The sequence below is a fragment of the Butyrivibrio sp. ob235 genome, from assembly GCF_900109475.1.
GTDB lineage: Bacteria > Bacillota > Clostridia > Lachnospirales > Lachnospiraceae > Butyrivibrio.
The window spans coordinates 37,493-53,192 of sequence record NZ_FOBE01000018.1; the positions used below are offsets into that span (position 1 = coordinate 37,493).

Consider the following 15,700-nt stretch of genomic DNA (forward strand, 5'->3'; position numbering starts at 1 on the left):
CAGCCTTTTCCCTGATTAGTTCAGTGTTCTGAGAACATCTATTGTTCTTGTAAGGCCTTTTTTCATATCATATTCTGCTTTCCATCCTAGATTTTTCAGCTTTGCTGAATCAAGCATAGCTTTTGTGGCCTTGGAGTAGCCTGCTGCTTCGGTAGCATCCGGAAGCTCAAAAATGACCTTTGTTCCTACATAATCCGCAATAACATTAGCCATGTCCTTAAGAGTGATATCCGAATCAGGATCGGCAATATTATAAGCTTCTCCGTTTTCACCATATAACAGGCAATACAGAAGACCAGTGACTGCATCAGCAACATAGCTGTATGAATAAAGCTGATTCCCCTCTGATTTAAGGATAATATCCTCTTTATCCACACCTTTCTTAATGAACTGTGATATTGCTTTTGTGTCTGTCTTAAGCATTGAAGGTCCGTAGGTCCTTGAAAGTCTGGGAATGACAACATCAAGTTCTTTCTGCTTCATATATGCCTGGCAAAGAGCCTCTCCGGCTCTTTTACTCTCGGGATAGCCTGCTCTTAACGTGTTGCAGTCAATATATCCCAGGTAACCCTCTTCAAATCTCTCGGTGTCTCCCTTGTTTTCACCATAAATCTCAACCGAAGAGGCAAAGACAAAGCGCTCAGCCTTTTTATCAGCAGCAAAATCAAGCATATTCCTAAGTCCGATTATATTAGTGATAATCGTTCCTATGGGATCGGTAGAATACTGAAGAGGATGCGTATTACTTGCTAAATGAAGAACGAAGTCCGCAGTCTCTGAAAGCAGCTCCTCTGAAAGATCATCGTTAACATCCTGAACAATTGCTTTGAAAAGCTCAGTATCTCCGGAAAGTCCGAAGCGATCATAAATTCTCTGCTTGTTTCTTCCAAGTGCAATAATTTTTGTGTTGCTGCCAAATTCCTTATTTCTGTAATTGAGAACGTCTATCAGAAAGCTTCCTACAAGGCCGGTTGCTCCGGAGAGAAGCACTGTTTTCCCGGAGAGTTTATCCCAGGAAAGGTCAAGAGCCCCCACACGTTTGATATCTTCCTGATAGAGATTGTTTTCCAATAAAGTCATGTTAGTCCTATTCCCCTCATTTCCTTCTCCCTTAGGAGAAGGAAATGAGGATTGTGCCTTCTTTTTATTTAAGCCAGTTGTCTTTATCTGCCTTGAGGTAGGCTTTGAACATCTCAAGGTCGTCCTTTGTTGTAAGCTTGATGTTTTTGTCGGATCCTGCCGCGAAATATAGCTTTTCGCCAAGATCAACCATCATTGTATTGGTGTATGCACTTCCCTTAATGCCGATTCCTTTTTCAAAAGCCTCATGGTATGCCCAATCCAGTTTCCCGAATTTATATGCCTGAGGTGTTGACACACGGCGAAGTGTTTCTCTGGGGATGTACTTCATGGTTGTACCTTCATCCTCCTCATTTACAACGAAAATCTGCTCGTTATATGGAAGAGATGTAACCGCATTACCATGCTTCTTGCAGACAACGATTACATCCGAAAGTACCATCTCATCCACAAGAGGTCTGATTCCGTCATGAATAATGATGATATCATCATCTTCTGCTTTTCCTTCAAGATTGAAAACGCCGTTTCTGATGGACTCCTGACCGCTTTCGCCGCCCGGCACAATCCATTTTAATTTAGTGATATTAAACTGCTTGGCATAAGCCCATACCATATCCTGCCATCCATCGATGCAGACAAGCTCGATGGCGTCGATCTGAGGATGTTTCTGAAATCCCTCCAGTGTATACATCAGTACAGGTTTATCGTATACATTTATAAACTGTTTCGGTATATCCTGCTGCATGCGATGTCCTGAACCACCTGCAATAATAAGTGCTATGTTTGCCATTTTTCAACCTCCTGCTCCAAAATCAAGTTCCACTGCCGAATGTATCTCTCTGTCTTCCACCGGTGGAATCTCCATATATTCCGGCCCGTAAAGGATCTCCATATATCGTTCAGTTCCCTTAGGAATTCTGACTTTCACTCCTTCAAAAACTGCCTCGCGGGATTCACACATATCTTCCCGCCTATACATTTCTCCGAAATAGTGCTTCCGTCCGCTCGGTATACAAACAAGCTCAGAATCACCTAAACCACAGTAAGAATACCAATATCCTACCCTTTTTGCAACTTTGTCGAGACTTATGAATTTAAAGAAACTTCCTATCCTCTTCTTCTTCAAAAAGGCGCCTTTAAGCACTTCATTAACTGAGAGATATGGCTCAAGTGCCTTCCAATCTTCTGCCGTCTTCCTGCAGGTAAGTACATACCCCATAATCAGGCACAGCGTACCATGAATCTTTCGTTTTAGGGGACTGTCATAGGTATTTTCCAGAACAAAGATATCTATAAATATCCCGGTATCTTCCATCGTCAGCTCATTAAACGCCTTGTATACCGTGCCCTTCTTCTTGATCTGTACATGGCTCATGCCATATCCCCTGCCAAATTCGGGACCGCATAGCACGTATTTATCTCCGAGTCTTTTATCAAATACCTTTTTAAGATGCTCGAAATCTTTTCTCGGCATATTGATGTCTATATCATCATCCCAGGGTATGAAACCCTTATGTCGTATAGATCCCAGAACCGAACCTCCGCTCAGGGTATAGAATATTTTTTCATTCTCAAATACTTCTATAAAATCCTTAAGCATATCCAGCAGTGTACTTTGCAGCTTTTTCAGTTGTTCTTCACTAAGTTCAAAAGTGCCTGGAGCTCCCCGAAAGCCTGTTTTAAAAAAATGACGCCTGTCCTTTGCACCTATTGCCTTGTTACTTCCCATTTTCCAGTTCCTTTTTAATGTCATCCCACATGACTATATCCGAATAGAACCCATCCACTCCCAGTGCTATGAATTCTTTCATCTTTTCAGGATCGTTTATAGTATGTGTAAACAGAATGCCATTGTTTTCATCTATCATGGAAACAAATTCCTCATCGATAAGGCTTTTCTTTACTGTCCACGCTACGAAATCATGCTTTAAGGCTGCATGTCTGATAGCTCTTGGACTTCTTTCCGCCTCATCCGTCCTGTATAGCGTAAATATTATATTCCTGAAGCCGATCTTCTCTACAATCCCGGCTTCCTTCTCGTGATAGACCTGAATAATAAAACGATCCAATAAATCCGGGCAAGTTTCGGCAATCAGTTTAGCACCATCTACATTATAATCATGTTTAATATCAGTAACGATGTATAAATTTTCATGCTCTCTCAAAAAATCCACAAGCTGTTCAAGATCCAGAGGTGTAAATTCTCCTTCAACCTTGCAAGTGAGAGCTTTTTCCAGCGAAACAGCTTCGGAAAGCGGCTCTCCGTTATCGTAAAGCTGCTTCCATTCGTGCGCACAGACAAGTTTCCCGTCCGTTGTATTCAAAAAATCAAGCTCGCAGAACCTGTTTCCCATATCATAGCAATTATTAAGAGCTTCCACGCAGCTTGTGTAGTTTACTGTTTCGCCATCGGTCTTTTCAATAAAACCCGCTGCATGAACTATATGGCCCTCATCTATCAGGGCATTTCGAACTGCTTCTATCTCATCTCTGTCTTCCTTTGAAAGTCTGTGCTGCGCAGTGACAGTCTCAACAAATTCTGTAACAGCAGGCACTGCTGCTACAAAAGCCAGAAGCAGAACCATCCCTAAAAAGACAGGCACTATCTTTCTAAAAGTAATTGATCCTCTCTTTTTATACAGAAAAGTAGCCAGGATCACAATAAAACAAAGCAGGATAACCACAAATAGGCGAATTCCCACTCCCATGGTGAAATAGTTTGTCAGAACATACAACACAGACAGCATACCGCCGGATAATGACGATATGCCAACAGATAGCATCAATAAAAAACCAAATGCGCCAACACATGCTAAAATATTATTCACTATATATTTCTCACTTGTCCCCTAAGGTCAGAAACTGTGACCGTATTTTTTATGAAACAACTTTGCTGCAAGGAAAGCTCCGCCCTTTTTAAGCCAGTTGACTGTCTCAATATGTACGCAGGGAAGCTCCTGTATCTGATATCGCGGTATAACTCCCGACGTAATCTGGTAATCGAGCCACACGTTAAATATCAGTTCTGCGATTCTGCCGATATATCTTCCCTGATAGGCTCCGAGATTTTCCTCCGGATATCTTTTCTCAACCTCGGGAAGAATGGCGAACAACCACTCACAGTATCTGTCCAGCACATCCTTGCGCATGATCATCATGTTAAACATATGCCCGGAGGTCTGTGTCATTACTCTCTCAAATGACTCCATATACTCCGGAAAGAGATCCTTTATCACCTTTCCCGTCTCATCCAGCTGCTCCACATAATGTGTGTGCGCATAATGCGACTGAAGTGTCTCTATATAATATCTTCTTTTCTTCGGGACAATAATACAGCTCTTTTCCAGAAGCCTCTTAACTTCCTCGCCACCTATGATTCTGTTGAACGGATCATCCTCACCTCTTGATTCCGGTGACGCAAAATATCTTCTGTAATGGACAAGCCCTATATAATCTGCCTTAAGATTCTTCCACGCCCAATAAAGTCCGGTCAGCTCACAATAACTGCTGTTTTTCTCGGAAATATTGTCGCCCGTGTTGTCCTTAATATACGGAGTATTTGCAGCCTTCTTCAAGGCAGCGCCTACCTGTATAGGCAAGTAAACAGGATCGTCAGGCATTCTGTATTTTTTTGTCGTCGCGATTATAATCTTGATATCGGGCATTCGCCTGTACCTTTTCCTTCAATCAATATCTAAATGCTTATTTTACCGCACTTTGCCGTCTTTGTCCACGAGCACCCACCCCGGCCAATATTCATGCATCAGTTCCGGAGTCACCGGTTGGTTATTACGCATTACAAGAGTTCTTACAGGTATTTTGTCTTTTCTTCGGTTGAGTCTTGCTCCCCAGAAAGAAAATGTGGAATTAGCACAGATATTTCCCCTGCAGTGACTCATAAGCTGAATATCCAGAAGAGAATACTTCCCTGTGTTATGGTCTACTATCGTATATCTACCAGGATCGGCATACTTTTCTCTGGCATATTCCGGATCGTTCGTAAAAATATAGAAATGCGTGTCAGGATCAATTGCTTTAAAATATTCCATCGCACTGTCATAGTACGCATCTGTAGCTATATTTCCAAAAAGCGCCGCATTCTCCGGATCAAGGTAATCACCTCTTCTTATGTGAACACTTACGCTGGGAACCATTTCCATCTCATTCATAAGATTCATATTTTTAATATTGATCTCTTCATCAGGATGTGTGGGGAATACGAAAAGCTCCTGCAACTCACCCATAATATCGTCATAGTATTTCTGGCAGGCAAAATAACCCTCGATATACTTATCCTTTAATTCGAATATTTCCGGATGATACATGCAGCTCTCGGTAAATCGACTTCCCATTCCGGGAACGAGCTTCTCCACCACCTTCCTTGCCACACTTCTGTCCGTAAATCTTGCCCGCTCACTTTCGCTGCATACAGGAAGTGGCAATCCGGTAAAGTACTCAAGCTCAAGCTTTCTCTTTGCCAGAACCCCGCTCTGCTTATCCTCATCAAACCATTTTGTATCGAGTTTTATATTCCTATCAGCACCGGCTTTGAGCAGCTTTCTATACATGGCGTATTGCTGCATCTGATTTCCAAGGCCGCCTGCTATCTGTATTATCAGCATTATCTGACAAGCTCCTTTATATAACGCACGTTATTAGCAGCTCTGCTGCTATACTCCGGCATTATTTCACTTAGTTTTCCTCTGATATTATCTTCGTTTTCGACTATGAATTTAAACGCCTCTACGAGATCCGTCTCCGTCTTCAGCTTCTGTACGGGTACCACATAGTTTTCTTCCGTCCCGAAGAGATCTCTTGCTATTCCTCTTGATTTTACCGAATATCCGAGCACCAGGGTTGGTACACAGGTAGAATAAGCGGCGATAGTGGAATGTGTCCTTGCACCTATAAAAAATCTGCAGGCGCTGATTATTCCCTTAAGTTTCTGAGCAGACGCATCCTCTGCAAGGATAACCCTTCCGGTATCTTTGAACTCCTCATAGAGCTCTTTAAGCGGTTTTCTGTCATCATTGCTGCTCCAAACCACATGAGGAATAAGAGCTACTTTTGCTCCGTCCATTTCAGATAACACATGTTTTATTAAATTTCTGTAGTTTTCCATGGTTATTCCGGGGCGGGATTCTTTCCCCTGAACCATCGGGCTGACATTGAGACCTATCGTATTGCCTTCCTCAAAGCCTTCGGGAAGAGTTCCCTTTTCCACCGGAAGCATAAATGCAGGGTCCGGACAAAGCTTAACCTTTTCTTCCGGTATTCCGCCCTGTATCATCCCCTCGTAAGAAATTGATTCCCTTACTGTTATGAGATCAAATTTCATCAGGTCGTCCTTTAGCCCCAAAACTGTATCGGGTTCTATCGAACATCCCATGAGCACTGACTGCATTCCCTTTTCCAGGAAGGCTTCGTGTGCAAGCTTAAGATCATTAACCATCTCGGGGTAGCAGTAATTATCTCCACCAATGGACACAGCTATTGGTCTTATATAATCTCCTGCTGTCTTAAGCACATTTTTAAACTGATAACGCCAAAAAGATACTGCATCACCCGTTATTTTTCTATAGACATAATACATAACATGAGGTATAAAATCCTCAGCTATATGTTTTTCCTCAATTATGCTGCACTCACCACCGGATACCCTTTCTCCGAGCCCGTAGCGCATGTCCTGCTCCCTGTTATTGGTAACAATAATAGGAGCTATCCCCTTTTTACCCTCATTTACCTTATTCAAAGCAAAAAGTGTGGCATCCGCTATGGCTTCGCAGCCGTGGTTGCCGCTTCCGGCGTGCATATAAAAAATCAGTTGTCTGTCCATCAGTCCCTCATCCGTATAATCAATTTTCTTCCCAAATGTCAGGATCCACACCGGTTACTGTTTTAAAGCCATAATAATTTGCTATAAGTTCATTAATCCAGTATCTGTCATCATCAATGTCACCGGCGACATCACTTTCGTAAGCAGCTGTATATTTGTTCTCAAACTGAGGATAAAGCATTGGAACCGTTACATTCTCTTCGCCCTTTGCTGCCATTTCCTCAAGGTATTCGTACCTTTCACGCTCCACTCTGTATATCCATACAAGCTTTGCGCCGCATTCTATATAGGTAAATACCATATAGACCAGCATCGCTCCCACAATTCCAAGTTTAAGGGTCTTAAAAATCACATATCTTGCCGACTCCGGGTCAGGCATGCCGGGATCAATATTCGCATAACCCTGAACCAGCGCAACCGTAAGGAATATTCCCGGAGCAAAGAAAACTCTCTCCTGCGGCGTTGCAGTGAGCACCAGGCAATAGGACGTTGCGAAGAATATGAATGTAAACAGAAACATCTCCTTCATATCCTCAAACTTTTTACCCTGAACCCACAGGAATATAAGAAGAATAACCAGTGCAATTAAAAGCAGCATGAATTCTTCCTTAAGAGTAGTTGTAATGTTAAGGAACCTTATAGGTATCGCCGAAAGTCCTTCGTGCTTTTCCTCCATATACTGCATTCTGATCCTGTTGCCGGGAGCAAACAGCATAAGGGCAAATCCTGTGATCGTACCGATAACTGCAGATATTGTCCATACGAAGACCTTCTTGTAATAGCATATGAGAATTATCATTAAAAGGAGGAGTCCTCCGCTCGTATTCTCATTGCACCATCCGGCAAATAATCCCAAAACAAAGAAACCTAAGGTTAATTTTAAACCGGTAGCATTCTCCCCCGACATACTTCTTCTATAGGTCTTTCGAAATGCCGTTACCATAGCCATAACTATTGTTGTTGTAAAAAGATAGTTGCAGGCACCGTCTTCCCAAAGTACTGTCTGACCGAAAGACACGCCAAAAATCCAGACAAGAAGTACTCCCAACAAATAATTCTTAACGTTATATCGTATTTTGCTATCGGTATTCAGATAAATCAGCACAGTGAGTAGCGTGAACACACCCGCAGCTATGATATTGAAGAATGTTCTGCCTCCAAGAGTATGCATATCGATAAACATAATGGCTCTCAGCATAAAATGCGCGACGCTTCGGCCAATCCAGGTCATATACTGGTTATATTCCTGCGCAAAAAGGTCGAAGAAACTCCCTGCCCTGCTAACCTCCCTGCTATATGGAAGGTCATCCATAAGCATCGGAGTCAGCGACTCATAGATAAAGATTGTCACAAAGCACAATATTACTGAGAATATAAACAGTCTTTTTCTGGTGTTTTCCTCTTTAATCATCTTTTCTTCCATTGTCCGTAAAGTTTCATATAAAGGTCAGGGCTTACCGAAAACAGAACTGTCTTGACCTTATAGCCTGATGAAAGTGCTCTGAAGGCTCCCGGAACCGCTTTCGCTGCAGTGATCATCCCTTTAGCCCTACCTATCACTTCCTCCCTCATGGCAAGAATCATAGCCCTACCACTATTTTCGCTCATATTGAGGATTTTAGCAAATTTTCCTACAACCAAAAGTGCAGCCATTATCTTGATCACGGAGAGCCTTCTGACAGACTCTAAGGACACACCGGGATTCATGCTCTCCATAAGCTTGTCAGCCCGCTCCCAGCAGGTAATCTGATCCAGATAGGAAGGCGTAAAACGCTTCAGCATAGCCCCGTCGTCATTGTAATTATAGTGATATCCGCCGCCTTCAATAGCTCTGATACCGGGCCTGTCTCCGATACCTATCAGGAATTCCATAAGAAAGAGCATATCCTCTCCTATGGTAAGTCCCTCAGGGAATCGAATCTCACGTCCTCCCACTGTCAGAGCCTCTCTACTGAAAAGCTTTCCCCATACATGGGTATCTTCACATAAGAGGCCGTCCTCAAGATACCTTCGTCCGGTAATAATATCATCTGTTACCATTTTACCATCCATAATAACAAGAGATATTCTATCTTCGGATGCAGTATCATCGCCTCCTGTTACAGCCACCAGCAGATTATCAAAATATGTATCCTCCACGCTGTCATCAGCATCAACAAAAGCGATATACCTTCCGCAGGAATTCTCAAGTCCGATATTCCTAGCTTTTGATACACCGCCGTTTTTTACATGAATGGTTTTTATAAAATTATACTCTGATGAGAGTCTGTCACAGATCTCACCTGTTTTGTCAGTTGATCCGTCATCAACTATAACAACCTCAAAGAGGCTGCTGTCTGCATCATTTGCTATACCAAAAAAGGCTCTGACAGTATCTGATACCACCTGATTGCACACTGACTTCACACAGTTCTCTATAAGCTCCTGTGCATTATAAGCAGGTATAATGACGCTGATAAGTGGTCCGCCCCCATTAGTACTCATAAGAATGCCCCCGCCGTTACTCTGTCAAAGCTCCTGATTATCATCTTTATCAGAAGAACCACCGGTGCAATCGGGTGTTTCATTCCAAAATAAAGAAGCTTATTGGATTTCTCCGATACAGTAACGGGTGTATTTTTTATAATGCCCCTGATGGGCTCTGTATCAAAAATTTCTCTTACGCGCCCGGTTACTCCGGGAATATCTGCCCTGAGCAAATTTTTCATAACAAAGAACAGGAGTCTCACATATTCTCTGTCCATCTGTTCTTTCCCGTTGGATACGCCCTTGTCCTTCATAATTCCGGAAAAGGTATCGTAATCCTGCCTGATATTATCAAGCAGCCGCTCGTCATACCCATGCGCCATAGAAGTACCGATTGTTCTATAGTGATAGAAGAATCCATCATGAATTACAAGTCTATCTACATCGAGAAGGCACGGAAGCATTATATTTACGTCTTCCGCCATACGGATATCATAATTTAAATATTTCATGTTATTTAAAATAAGATCCCTTGTTATAAGCTTCATGCATCTGGACATAATAACCGGTCTGTTCTCTTCTCCAAGAAGCTTTGTCCTTACTTCTCGAAGTTCTGCCCCGGAATATGTACCAACAGGCATTCCATTGGACGCTTTACGCTTCTCGTTCTTTTTCTCAATAATATAATTACTACTGATGATCTCAGTAACGCCCTCATTTGGCTTAGCAAATTCAAGAAGCGATTCAACCATGTCCGTATCTACCCAGTCATCGCCGTCGATAAACATAACATAATGACCGGTAGCTTCCTTGACACCTGCACTCCACGCAGACACCAATCCGCCGTTTTTCTTATGAATAACGCGGATTCTCTCATCCTTTGCGGCATAATCATCGCACATGACTTCACTTCCATCACTTGCTCCGTCATCTACGAGAATTATCTCTATGTCGCGGTAGGTCTGGTTTATAACACTTTCAATACAGTCCTTAAAGTATTCCTTTATGTTATAGACAGGAATAATGACACTGACTAATTTTTCCGGCATACAACACCCTCGTTAATGTGCGCCTCTTCCAAAAAGTACAACACCGACAGTCTTAATAAGAATCCTCAGGTCAAGTCCCAGTGACCAGTTGTCTATATACTGAAGATCAAGCTTAACTACATCATCAAAATCTTCTATATCGCTTCGTCCACTGACCTGCCAAAGGCCTGTAAGTCCGGGCGTCATACTGATTCTTCTACGATAATACTGGTTGTACTGATTGAACTCATCTTCGGTCGGAGGCCTTGTTCCCACAAGGCTCATATCGCCCTTGAATATGTTCCAGAACTGCGGAAGCTCATCGATACTTGTCTTTCTGATAAAAGCACCCACCTTGGTAATTCTGGGGTCGTCCTTCATCTTGAACATAAGACCGTTCATTTCATTCTGTGCTTCCAGCTTCTTCTTAACCTCCTCGGCATCTGTTCTCATGCTTCGGAATTTATAAATCTTGAATCTACGTCCGTTTCTTCCGATTCTGATCTGTGAGAAGAAGATCGGACCGGGATCATCAATGAAAATTGCAAGCGCAACAAAAGGTGTAACAACTGCGGTTATCAGAAGTCCCACAAAGGCTCCCACAATATCCATAAGGCGCTTGATCATGAGCGCTCTGTATCTCTCTGTTCCGTGAATATATGAAATAACTGAATAAGTTCCGATATTGCCAACCGAAGTACTTCCTGCGATATTGGGAAGTTCTACGCAGTAATGAACCGTAACACCCATATCACCAAAGGCAGCTATAGTCTCATTGAGAGCCTTCTGGCTGATATTGGGGGTATAGATAAATATCTCATCTACCGCAAGAGAGGTTACTACATCAATGAGGTTCTCTCTGTTAGCGATAATCTTAACTCCTCTAATCTCATCGCCTTCCATATCCTCATCAAGGCAAACAGCACCTTCTATTGAATAGTTGAACTCAAGTCTGTGCTGAAGATGTCTGATGGTAGGCATCATGATCTCTTTTTCGGAAACAACAAGAAGCTTTATTGCCGCATCACCGCTCTGCCAGTACTGCTTCAGTATAAGCTTCACAATCTGATGAAGCGCAAGCATAAGTACTGAATTGATTATAATGAAATACAGCATAACAAGTCGGGAAAACGGCTGTGCCAACTGGAGAGCATAAGCAATGGCAATTGTTCCGAGAATAAGAACAAACTCGGATTTAAATACCACCGTACCCTCTTTCCAAACTGTACGCTTTAAAAATCCCCTGCTGGAATCTATGGCAAAGGTATAGATTGTACATACCAATACCATAACGATACATACATAGAAGTGAAGCGCCTTATCCTCCATGTCCCTGAAGTTCAGGAAACGGATATAAGTAGCAAGCACAAAAGAAACAACTATGGATACAATATCAACTATCCATAGTATGTAATTGATCAGATACTTTGTTTTTCCCTGCACGATTTTCCTCCCATATATCGCCTAGAAGATATACACCGGCTATGGGAAGCAGATAATTCCTTCCTATAAACGAAGAAACAAAACTAGCTTCAACCAGAGTAAATAAGCTGACAGAGATTATCATTATCATCACCCCGTAATCCCTGTTTAGATATAAGCGATATATTAAATATAAAATAACAAGTAAGATCAGTATCGCCGGTATGATTCCATACCAGTAAAAAAACCTTACCCACCCCATATCAAAAAAAGCATTACCGCTAAATTTGTCACCGAAAAGACTCCAGGTCTGAAGCGCCCCCTTGTGAGGCTTTGTGTCATAATACAATGACTGTATACGTCCTGTAAGAATCCGGTCAAGCTTGTAATAAAACGGATACTTCTTCTTTCTGGCATATTTGCTGATTGCTGCTGCCCAAACCGAAAAAGCCACGCAGGCACCGATAACCACTGCCCCTGACACATAGAGTATCTTTGTGTCCTTCAGTGGCCCAAACTGATAAACAATAAATGCCAGAACTATGGTAAAAACTGTAAGCGCCGTGCCCGTTCTTGATCCGGTAATAAAATACAAAAGCACATTAAGGACAAGCGCAATTGCCATTATAACATTTCTTTTGAACTTAGCAAATTCCCTTATCAGATAAATCAAAAGAACAGTTATCGAAAAAATCACACTCTGCAGCGTGTTTGGATGACCGAAGCCAAAAGCATATCTAACCTCGGAGCCGGCATCACGCCCGAAATCCTGGGCTATTTTCACGTCTCCGGCAATGCCCAGAGCCGATGCGGCTGCAATGATAAGGCTTCCCACCACAGTCACCCCAAAGATATAGCGAAGCATAATTTTGAGGTCAGCATCCTTGCAGGCTATAACAAATAATGAAAATCGAAGAAGATCATTATTCCCTGTAATTTTATAGCTCACCACGCTTATTGCAACCGTTATAGCGATAATAACCCATTGTTTAAACGAATATTTCGTAAGAAGCACCGCTGCAACCGTCAGAACAAAGCTAACGCGAAAGATCATCTTCGGACTGGAAAGCGGCAGCGTGCTTCTCTCATAGATCATAAGAAGAAGCTCTATGGTCAGTGCCGCATATAAACATATATTACGTAGCTTTATGATAAACGATCTTTCCATCAAGACTGGTCTCCACGATCTTTTCATCGCTAACCTCATAGATCATGTCGCACTTTTCAATGGTGTTAAGTCTATGGGCGATTATTATCATTGTCTTCTTGCCGTGGAAGCTGTTGATAGCCTCCATAACTGCTGCCTCTGTCTCATTATCGAGAGCACTTGTAGCCTCGTCAAACACAAGGATCTCCGGATTGTGATACAGCGCTCTTGCGATACCTATACGCTGTCTCTGTCCACCTGAAAGTCTCACACCTCTGTCACCTATCTTGGTATCAAGACCCTCGGGCAGAGATTTAATAAACTCAGCAAGCTGTGCTTCCTCGCAGACCTTCCAGATTCTCTCCTCATCTATCTCCTCCGCATCGATACCGAAGGCGATGTTGTCTCTTATAGACTCATCAATAAGGTAAATACTCTGTGGAATATATCCTATCTGAGCAAGCCAAGACTCGTAATTACTGAAAATATTCTGTCCGTCACAGAGTATCTCACCCTTCTGTGCATGCAAAAGTCCGAGAAGTATATCCACAACAGTGGACTTTCCTGCTCCGGAGGAACCCATGATACCAACAGACTTTCCTTTAGGTATCACCATATCCGCTCCGGTGAAAATATTCTTGTCGGAATCGGGATAAGCAAAGGTAATTCCCTTAAGCTCAATCTTGTCATTAAGAGAAAGCGCAGGTCCTGCTATGGCGCTTCTCTCAGCAGCCATCTTCTTATCTGCCTTCATGGACTCGGTAAGATTATTAAACACAAAGTCCAGGGCAGGCATTTCATAAGCAATCTCTGTTACATAAGTATTTATGCGTGTAGCGCTGGGAATGAGCCTGACCGCAGCAACAGCAAATACTGTAAGATGAGCCGCCAAAACCTTTGTATCTCCACCGTTTGATATAAACCAGATCATAAATCCGAAAATTGAAACCATAAACACTGTCTCAATAAGGGATCTCGGCGTATTATTCAGGAATGTATATCTTATGTCCGTATCTGCACCAATCTTACCGGACTCATAATAATTTCTGATAAAGAAGTCCTCTCGGTTCAGCACCTTAACTTCCTTTAAGCCATAGATTGCCTGGATTCGCCACTTGGCAATTCTTGATGCAATAGTCTGATTTTTTCTTCCTATGTCATTCATCCTGGGCTTTAAGACTCTGGTAATGATCATAGTCATACCACCAAGCACTACGATGATAAGAAGTGCCATTTTCCAGTTTTTATAAATAAGGAAAACACCAAGGCATGTTGAAACAACCAGCTCGGTACAAAGATTGAGCAGCGCCAGCATCAGTGAAAAGGTCTTGGGAATGTCTCCGTCAGTTATTCGAAATACAGTCGGAATATCAGCACCAAGATAATCCTCGTAAGGTCTGTTCAAAAATTCCCTCATTACGCGGGAGATCATGTCATTACGTGTCTTGGAGATGAAGCTGTTCTGAACGTATACCAATATCAGAAGATATATGTTTTTAACTATGTATATTGCGATCAGAAGTGCCAGTATCGCACATATAAGCTTGGCGTTGGTATCAAGGCCAAGAAGCTGCGGCATTTTGTTAACGATCGGAATACCCTCAATCTTTTTATATACTTCCTCGGGATCAAGAATAACCTCCGCAACAGGAGCAAGCATTCCTACTCCCAGAGTCTCGAAAAGTCCGCCGATAATTATCATGATTCCCAGAACTACCAGCATTCTCTTCTGCTTTTTATCAAAAATGTAATTTATTTTGGAAAGGAGATTAAGACTCTCGGCCTTATTCTCCTTCGGATTACTCAAACTCATAAACTATCCTTTATCGTCTATTCCTTCACCCTCAGATTTTTGTCATCCTGGAAGTATAAATATCATCCATGGGCTTGGTATTGAGCCACTTTGAGGGCACAATAACCGTCTTCTCCGGTGAATCGTTCATCCACGCACTCCACCAGCTGTAACTTGAATTGGCAAGGATGTGATGCTTGCAAAGGCTCATAAGCAGAAGATCTGCAGCATCGTCGTTTTCCTCTTTTGTGTCGACTATACGGAACTTTTTACCTGACACATTCTGTTCGCACCACTCTTTATCACTGGTGAAGACAAAGAAAATAGCATCCGGATGCTCACTGACCATGCGATCAATGGCTCTCTTGTAATAGTCATTGTCACAGATTCCGCCAAAGGTCTCCACTGTTCCGGGAAGAAGATAGTCTCCTCTTCTCACATGGATGCTGACAGACTCCGTCTCACGTATCTGTCTGTAAAGTTCCCAGCTGTCCGCCGAAGTAAACACATCATCGGGCTTAATCACAAATTCCCTGCGAAGCTGAGCGAGTACTTCTTTATCCGGGAAATATTTATCACTCTGAAAATATCCGTTGAGATATGCAGTCTCAAACTCAAATACCTTGGGATCAAAGAGTCCTGTCTCTTCAATATATTCATGTGATTTTCTGCCAAAGAGCTTTCTTCTTATTCTGCTGAAAATATCAAGATGCGAATCCGTAATATCCACAACTTCTGCATCAGAAGCCTTCGTATAAGTTATTCCGTACATTTTTTCAAGTACCGGGTCTCTCTGGGGGTCATCCCTGAACCCGTATACATCATCGATTTTGACTTCTTTCCCCAATGCCTTCAGCTGAAGATAAAGGGCGTACTGAAACATCTGGTTACCCAGACCGCCCATCATTCTGATTATTATCATACTTCCC

At 42.4% G+C, this 15,700-nt stretch carries 14 protein-coding genes; all 14 read right to left on the minus strand.

The genetic code is table 11. The features are described 5' to 3' along the window. Nucleotides 1-15: 15 nt before the first annotated feature. The 14 genes from BMW61_RS12910 to BMW61_RS12975 all read right to left on the minus strand — a co-directional run bounded on the left by BMW61_RS12910 (nucleotide 16) and on the right by BMW61_RS12975 (nucleotide 15,693). A complete protein-coding gene (locus BMW61_RS12910; protein ID WP_091822624.1) occupies nucleotides 16-1,080 on the minus strand; it encodes an NAD-dependent epimerase/dehydratase family protein in 1,065 nt (354 codons plus the stop codon). 64 nt (nucleotides 1,081-1,144) lie between these two features. After that, complete coding sequence (locus BMW61_RS12915; RefSeq protein ID WP_091822626.1) at nucleotides 1,145-1,870, minus strand: IspD/TarI family cytidylyltransferase; 726 nt, start codon at nucleotides 1,868-1,870, stop codon at nucleotides 1,145-1,147. 3 nt (nucleotides 1,871-1,873) lie between these two features. After that, entirely contained in the window at nucleotides 1,874-2,809 is a 936-nt protein-coding gene (locus BMW61_RS12920) for a LicD family protein (protein ID WP_175475196.1), read from the minus strand. Then, nucleotides 2,799-3,908, minus strand: coding sequence for a glycerophosphodiester phosphodiesterase family protein (locus tag BMW61_RS12925; protein WP_139176311.1), 1,110 nt, complete (start codon nucleotides 3,906-3,908; stop codon nucleotides 2,799-2,801). Before BMW61_RS12925 ends, BMW61_RS12920 begins: the two co-directional genes overlap by 11 nt. Before the next feature lie 27 nt (nucleotides 3,909-3,935). After that, on the minus strand, nucleotides 3,936-4,745 hold the full coding sequence (locus BMW61_RS12930) for a DUF4422 domain-containing protein (RefSeq protein ID WP_091822634.1): 810 nt from the start codon (nucleotides 4,743-4,745) through the stop codon (nucleotides 3,936-3,938). 42 nt (nucleotides 4,746-4,787) lie between these two features. Next, on the minus strand, nucleotides 4,788-5,702 hold the full coding sequence (locus BMW61_RS12935) for an alpha-1,2-fucosyltransferase (protein ID WP_022762290.1): 915 nt from the start codon (nucleotides 5,700-5,702) through the stop codon (nucleotides 4,788-4,790). Then, a complete protein-coding gene (locus BMW61_RS12940; protein WP_091822637.1) occupies nucleotides 5,702-6,916 on the minus strand; it encodes a polysaccharide pyruvyl transferase family protein in 1,215 nt (404 codons plus the stop codon). Before BMW61_RS12940 ends, BMW61_RS12935 begins: the two co-directional genes overlap by 1 nt. Nucleotides 6,917-6,935: 19 nt before the next feature. Then, entirely contained in the window at nucleotides 6,936-8,327 is a 1,392-nt protein-coding gene (locus BMW61_RS12945) for a DUF3329 domain-containing protein (protein WP_091822640.1), read from the minus strand. Further along, nucleotides 8,324-9,400, minus strand: coding sequence for a glycosyltransferase family 2 protein (locus BMW61_RS12950; RefSeq protein ID WP_022762287.1), 1,077 nt, complete (start codon nucleotides 9,398-9,400; stop codon nucleotides 8,324-8,326). The genes BMW61_RS12945 and BMW61_RS12950 overlap by 4 nt, the downstream gene beginning before the upstream one ends. Beyond that, nucleotides 9,397-10,431: a glycosyltransferase family 2 protein gene (locus BMW61_RS12955; RefSeq protein ID WP_091822642.1), complete on the minus strand. Its 1,035-nt coding sequence runs from the start codon at nucleotides 10,429-10,431 to the stop codon at nucleotides 9,397-9,399. The genes BMW61_RS12950 and BMW61_RS12955 overlap by 4 nt, the downstream gene beginning before the upstream one ends. A 12-nt stretch (nucleotides 10,432-10,443) precedes the next feature. Next, nucleotides 10,444-11,853 (minus strand): sugar transferase, encoded by a 1,410-nt coding sequence (locus BMW61_RS12960; protein ID WP_091822645.1) that lies wholly within the window; start codon nucleotides 11,851-11,853, stop codon nucleotides 10,444-10,446. Continuing rightward, a complete protein-coding gene (locus tag BMW61_RS12965) occupies nucleotides 11,804-13,000 on the minus strand; it encodes a hypothetical protein (RefSeq protein WP_091822648.1) in 1,197 nt (398 codons plus the stop codon). The genes BMW61_RS12960 and BMW61_RS12965 overlap by 50 nt, the downstream gene beginning before the upstream one ends. Further along, the gene (locus BMW61_RS12970; RefSeq protein ID WP_022762283.1) at nucleotides 12,969-14,792 is read right to left on the minus strand and encodes an ABC transporter ATP-binding protein; all 1,824 of its coding nucleotides are present in this window, start codon (nucleotides 14,790-14,792) and stop codon (nucleotides 12,969-12,971) included. Before BMW61_RS12970 ends, BMW61_RS12965 begins: the two co-directional genes overlap by 32 nt. A 31-nt stretch (nucleotides 14,793-14,823) precedes the next feature. Further along, nucleotides 14,824-15,693 carry an alpha-1,2-fucosyltransferase gene (locus BMW61_RS12975; protein ID WP_022762282.1) on the minus strand — a complete coding sequence of 290 codons (870 nt, stop codon included), beginning with the start codon at nucleotides 15,691-15,693 and terminating at the stop codon, nucleotides 14,824-14,826. Nucleotides 15,694-15,700 lie beyond the last annotated feature (7 nt).

Excerpts from the sequence above, each read along its gene's own strand:
- BMW61_RS12910 (WP_091822624.1), bottom strand. The coding sequence starts at position 1,080 with ATGACTTTATTGGAAAACAATCTCTATCAGGAAGATATCAAACGTGTG.
- BMW61_RS12915 (WP_091822626.1), bottom strand. The coding sequence starts at position 1,870 with ATGGCAAACATAGCACTTATTATTGCAGGTGGTTCAGGACATCGCATG.
- BMW61_RS12920 (WP_175475196.1), bottom strand. The coding sequence starts at position 2,809 with ATGGGAAGTAACAAGGCAATAGGTGCAAAGGACAGGCGTCATTTTTTT.
- BMW61_RS12930 (WP_091822634.1), bottom strand. The coding sequence starts at position 4,745 with ATGCCCGATATCAAGATTATAATCGCGACGACAAAAAAATACAGAATG.
- BMW61_RS12935 (WP_022762290.1), bottom strand. The coding sequence starts at position 5,702 with ATGCTGATAATACAGATAGCAGGCGGCCTTGGAAATCAGATGCAGCAA.
- BMW61_RS12940 (WP_091822637.1), bottom strand. The coding sequence starts at position 6,916 with ATGGACAGACAACTGATTTTTTATATGCACGCCGGAAGCGGCAACCAC.
- BMW61_RS12945 (WP_091822640.1), bottom strand. The coding sequence starts at position 8,327 with ATGATTAAAGAGGAAAACACCAGAAAAAGACTGTTTATATTCTCAGTA.
- BMW61_RS12950 (WP_022762287.1), bottom strand. The coding sequence starts at position 9,400 with ATGAGTACTAATGGGGGCGGACCACTTATCAGCGTCATTATACCTGCT.
- BMW61_RS12955 (WP_091822642.1), bottom strand. The coding sequence starts at position 10,431 with ATGCCGGAAAAATTAGTCAGTGTCATTATTCCTGTCTATAACATAAAG.
- BMW61_RS12965 (WP_091822648.1), bottom strand. The coding sequence starts at position 13,000 with ATGGAAAGATCGTTTATCATAAAGCTACGTAATATATGTTTATATGCG.
- BMW61_RS12970 (WP_022762283.1), bottom strand. The coding sequence starts at position 14,792 with ATGAGTTTGAGTAATCCGAAGGAGAATAAGGCCGAGAGTCTTAATCTC.
- BMW61_RS12975 (WP_022762282.1), bottom strand. The coding sequence starts at position 15,693 with ATGATAATAATCAGAATGATGGGCGGTCTGGGTAACCAGATGTTTCAG.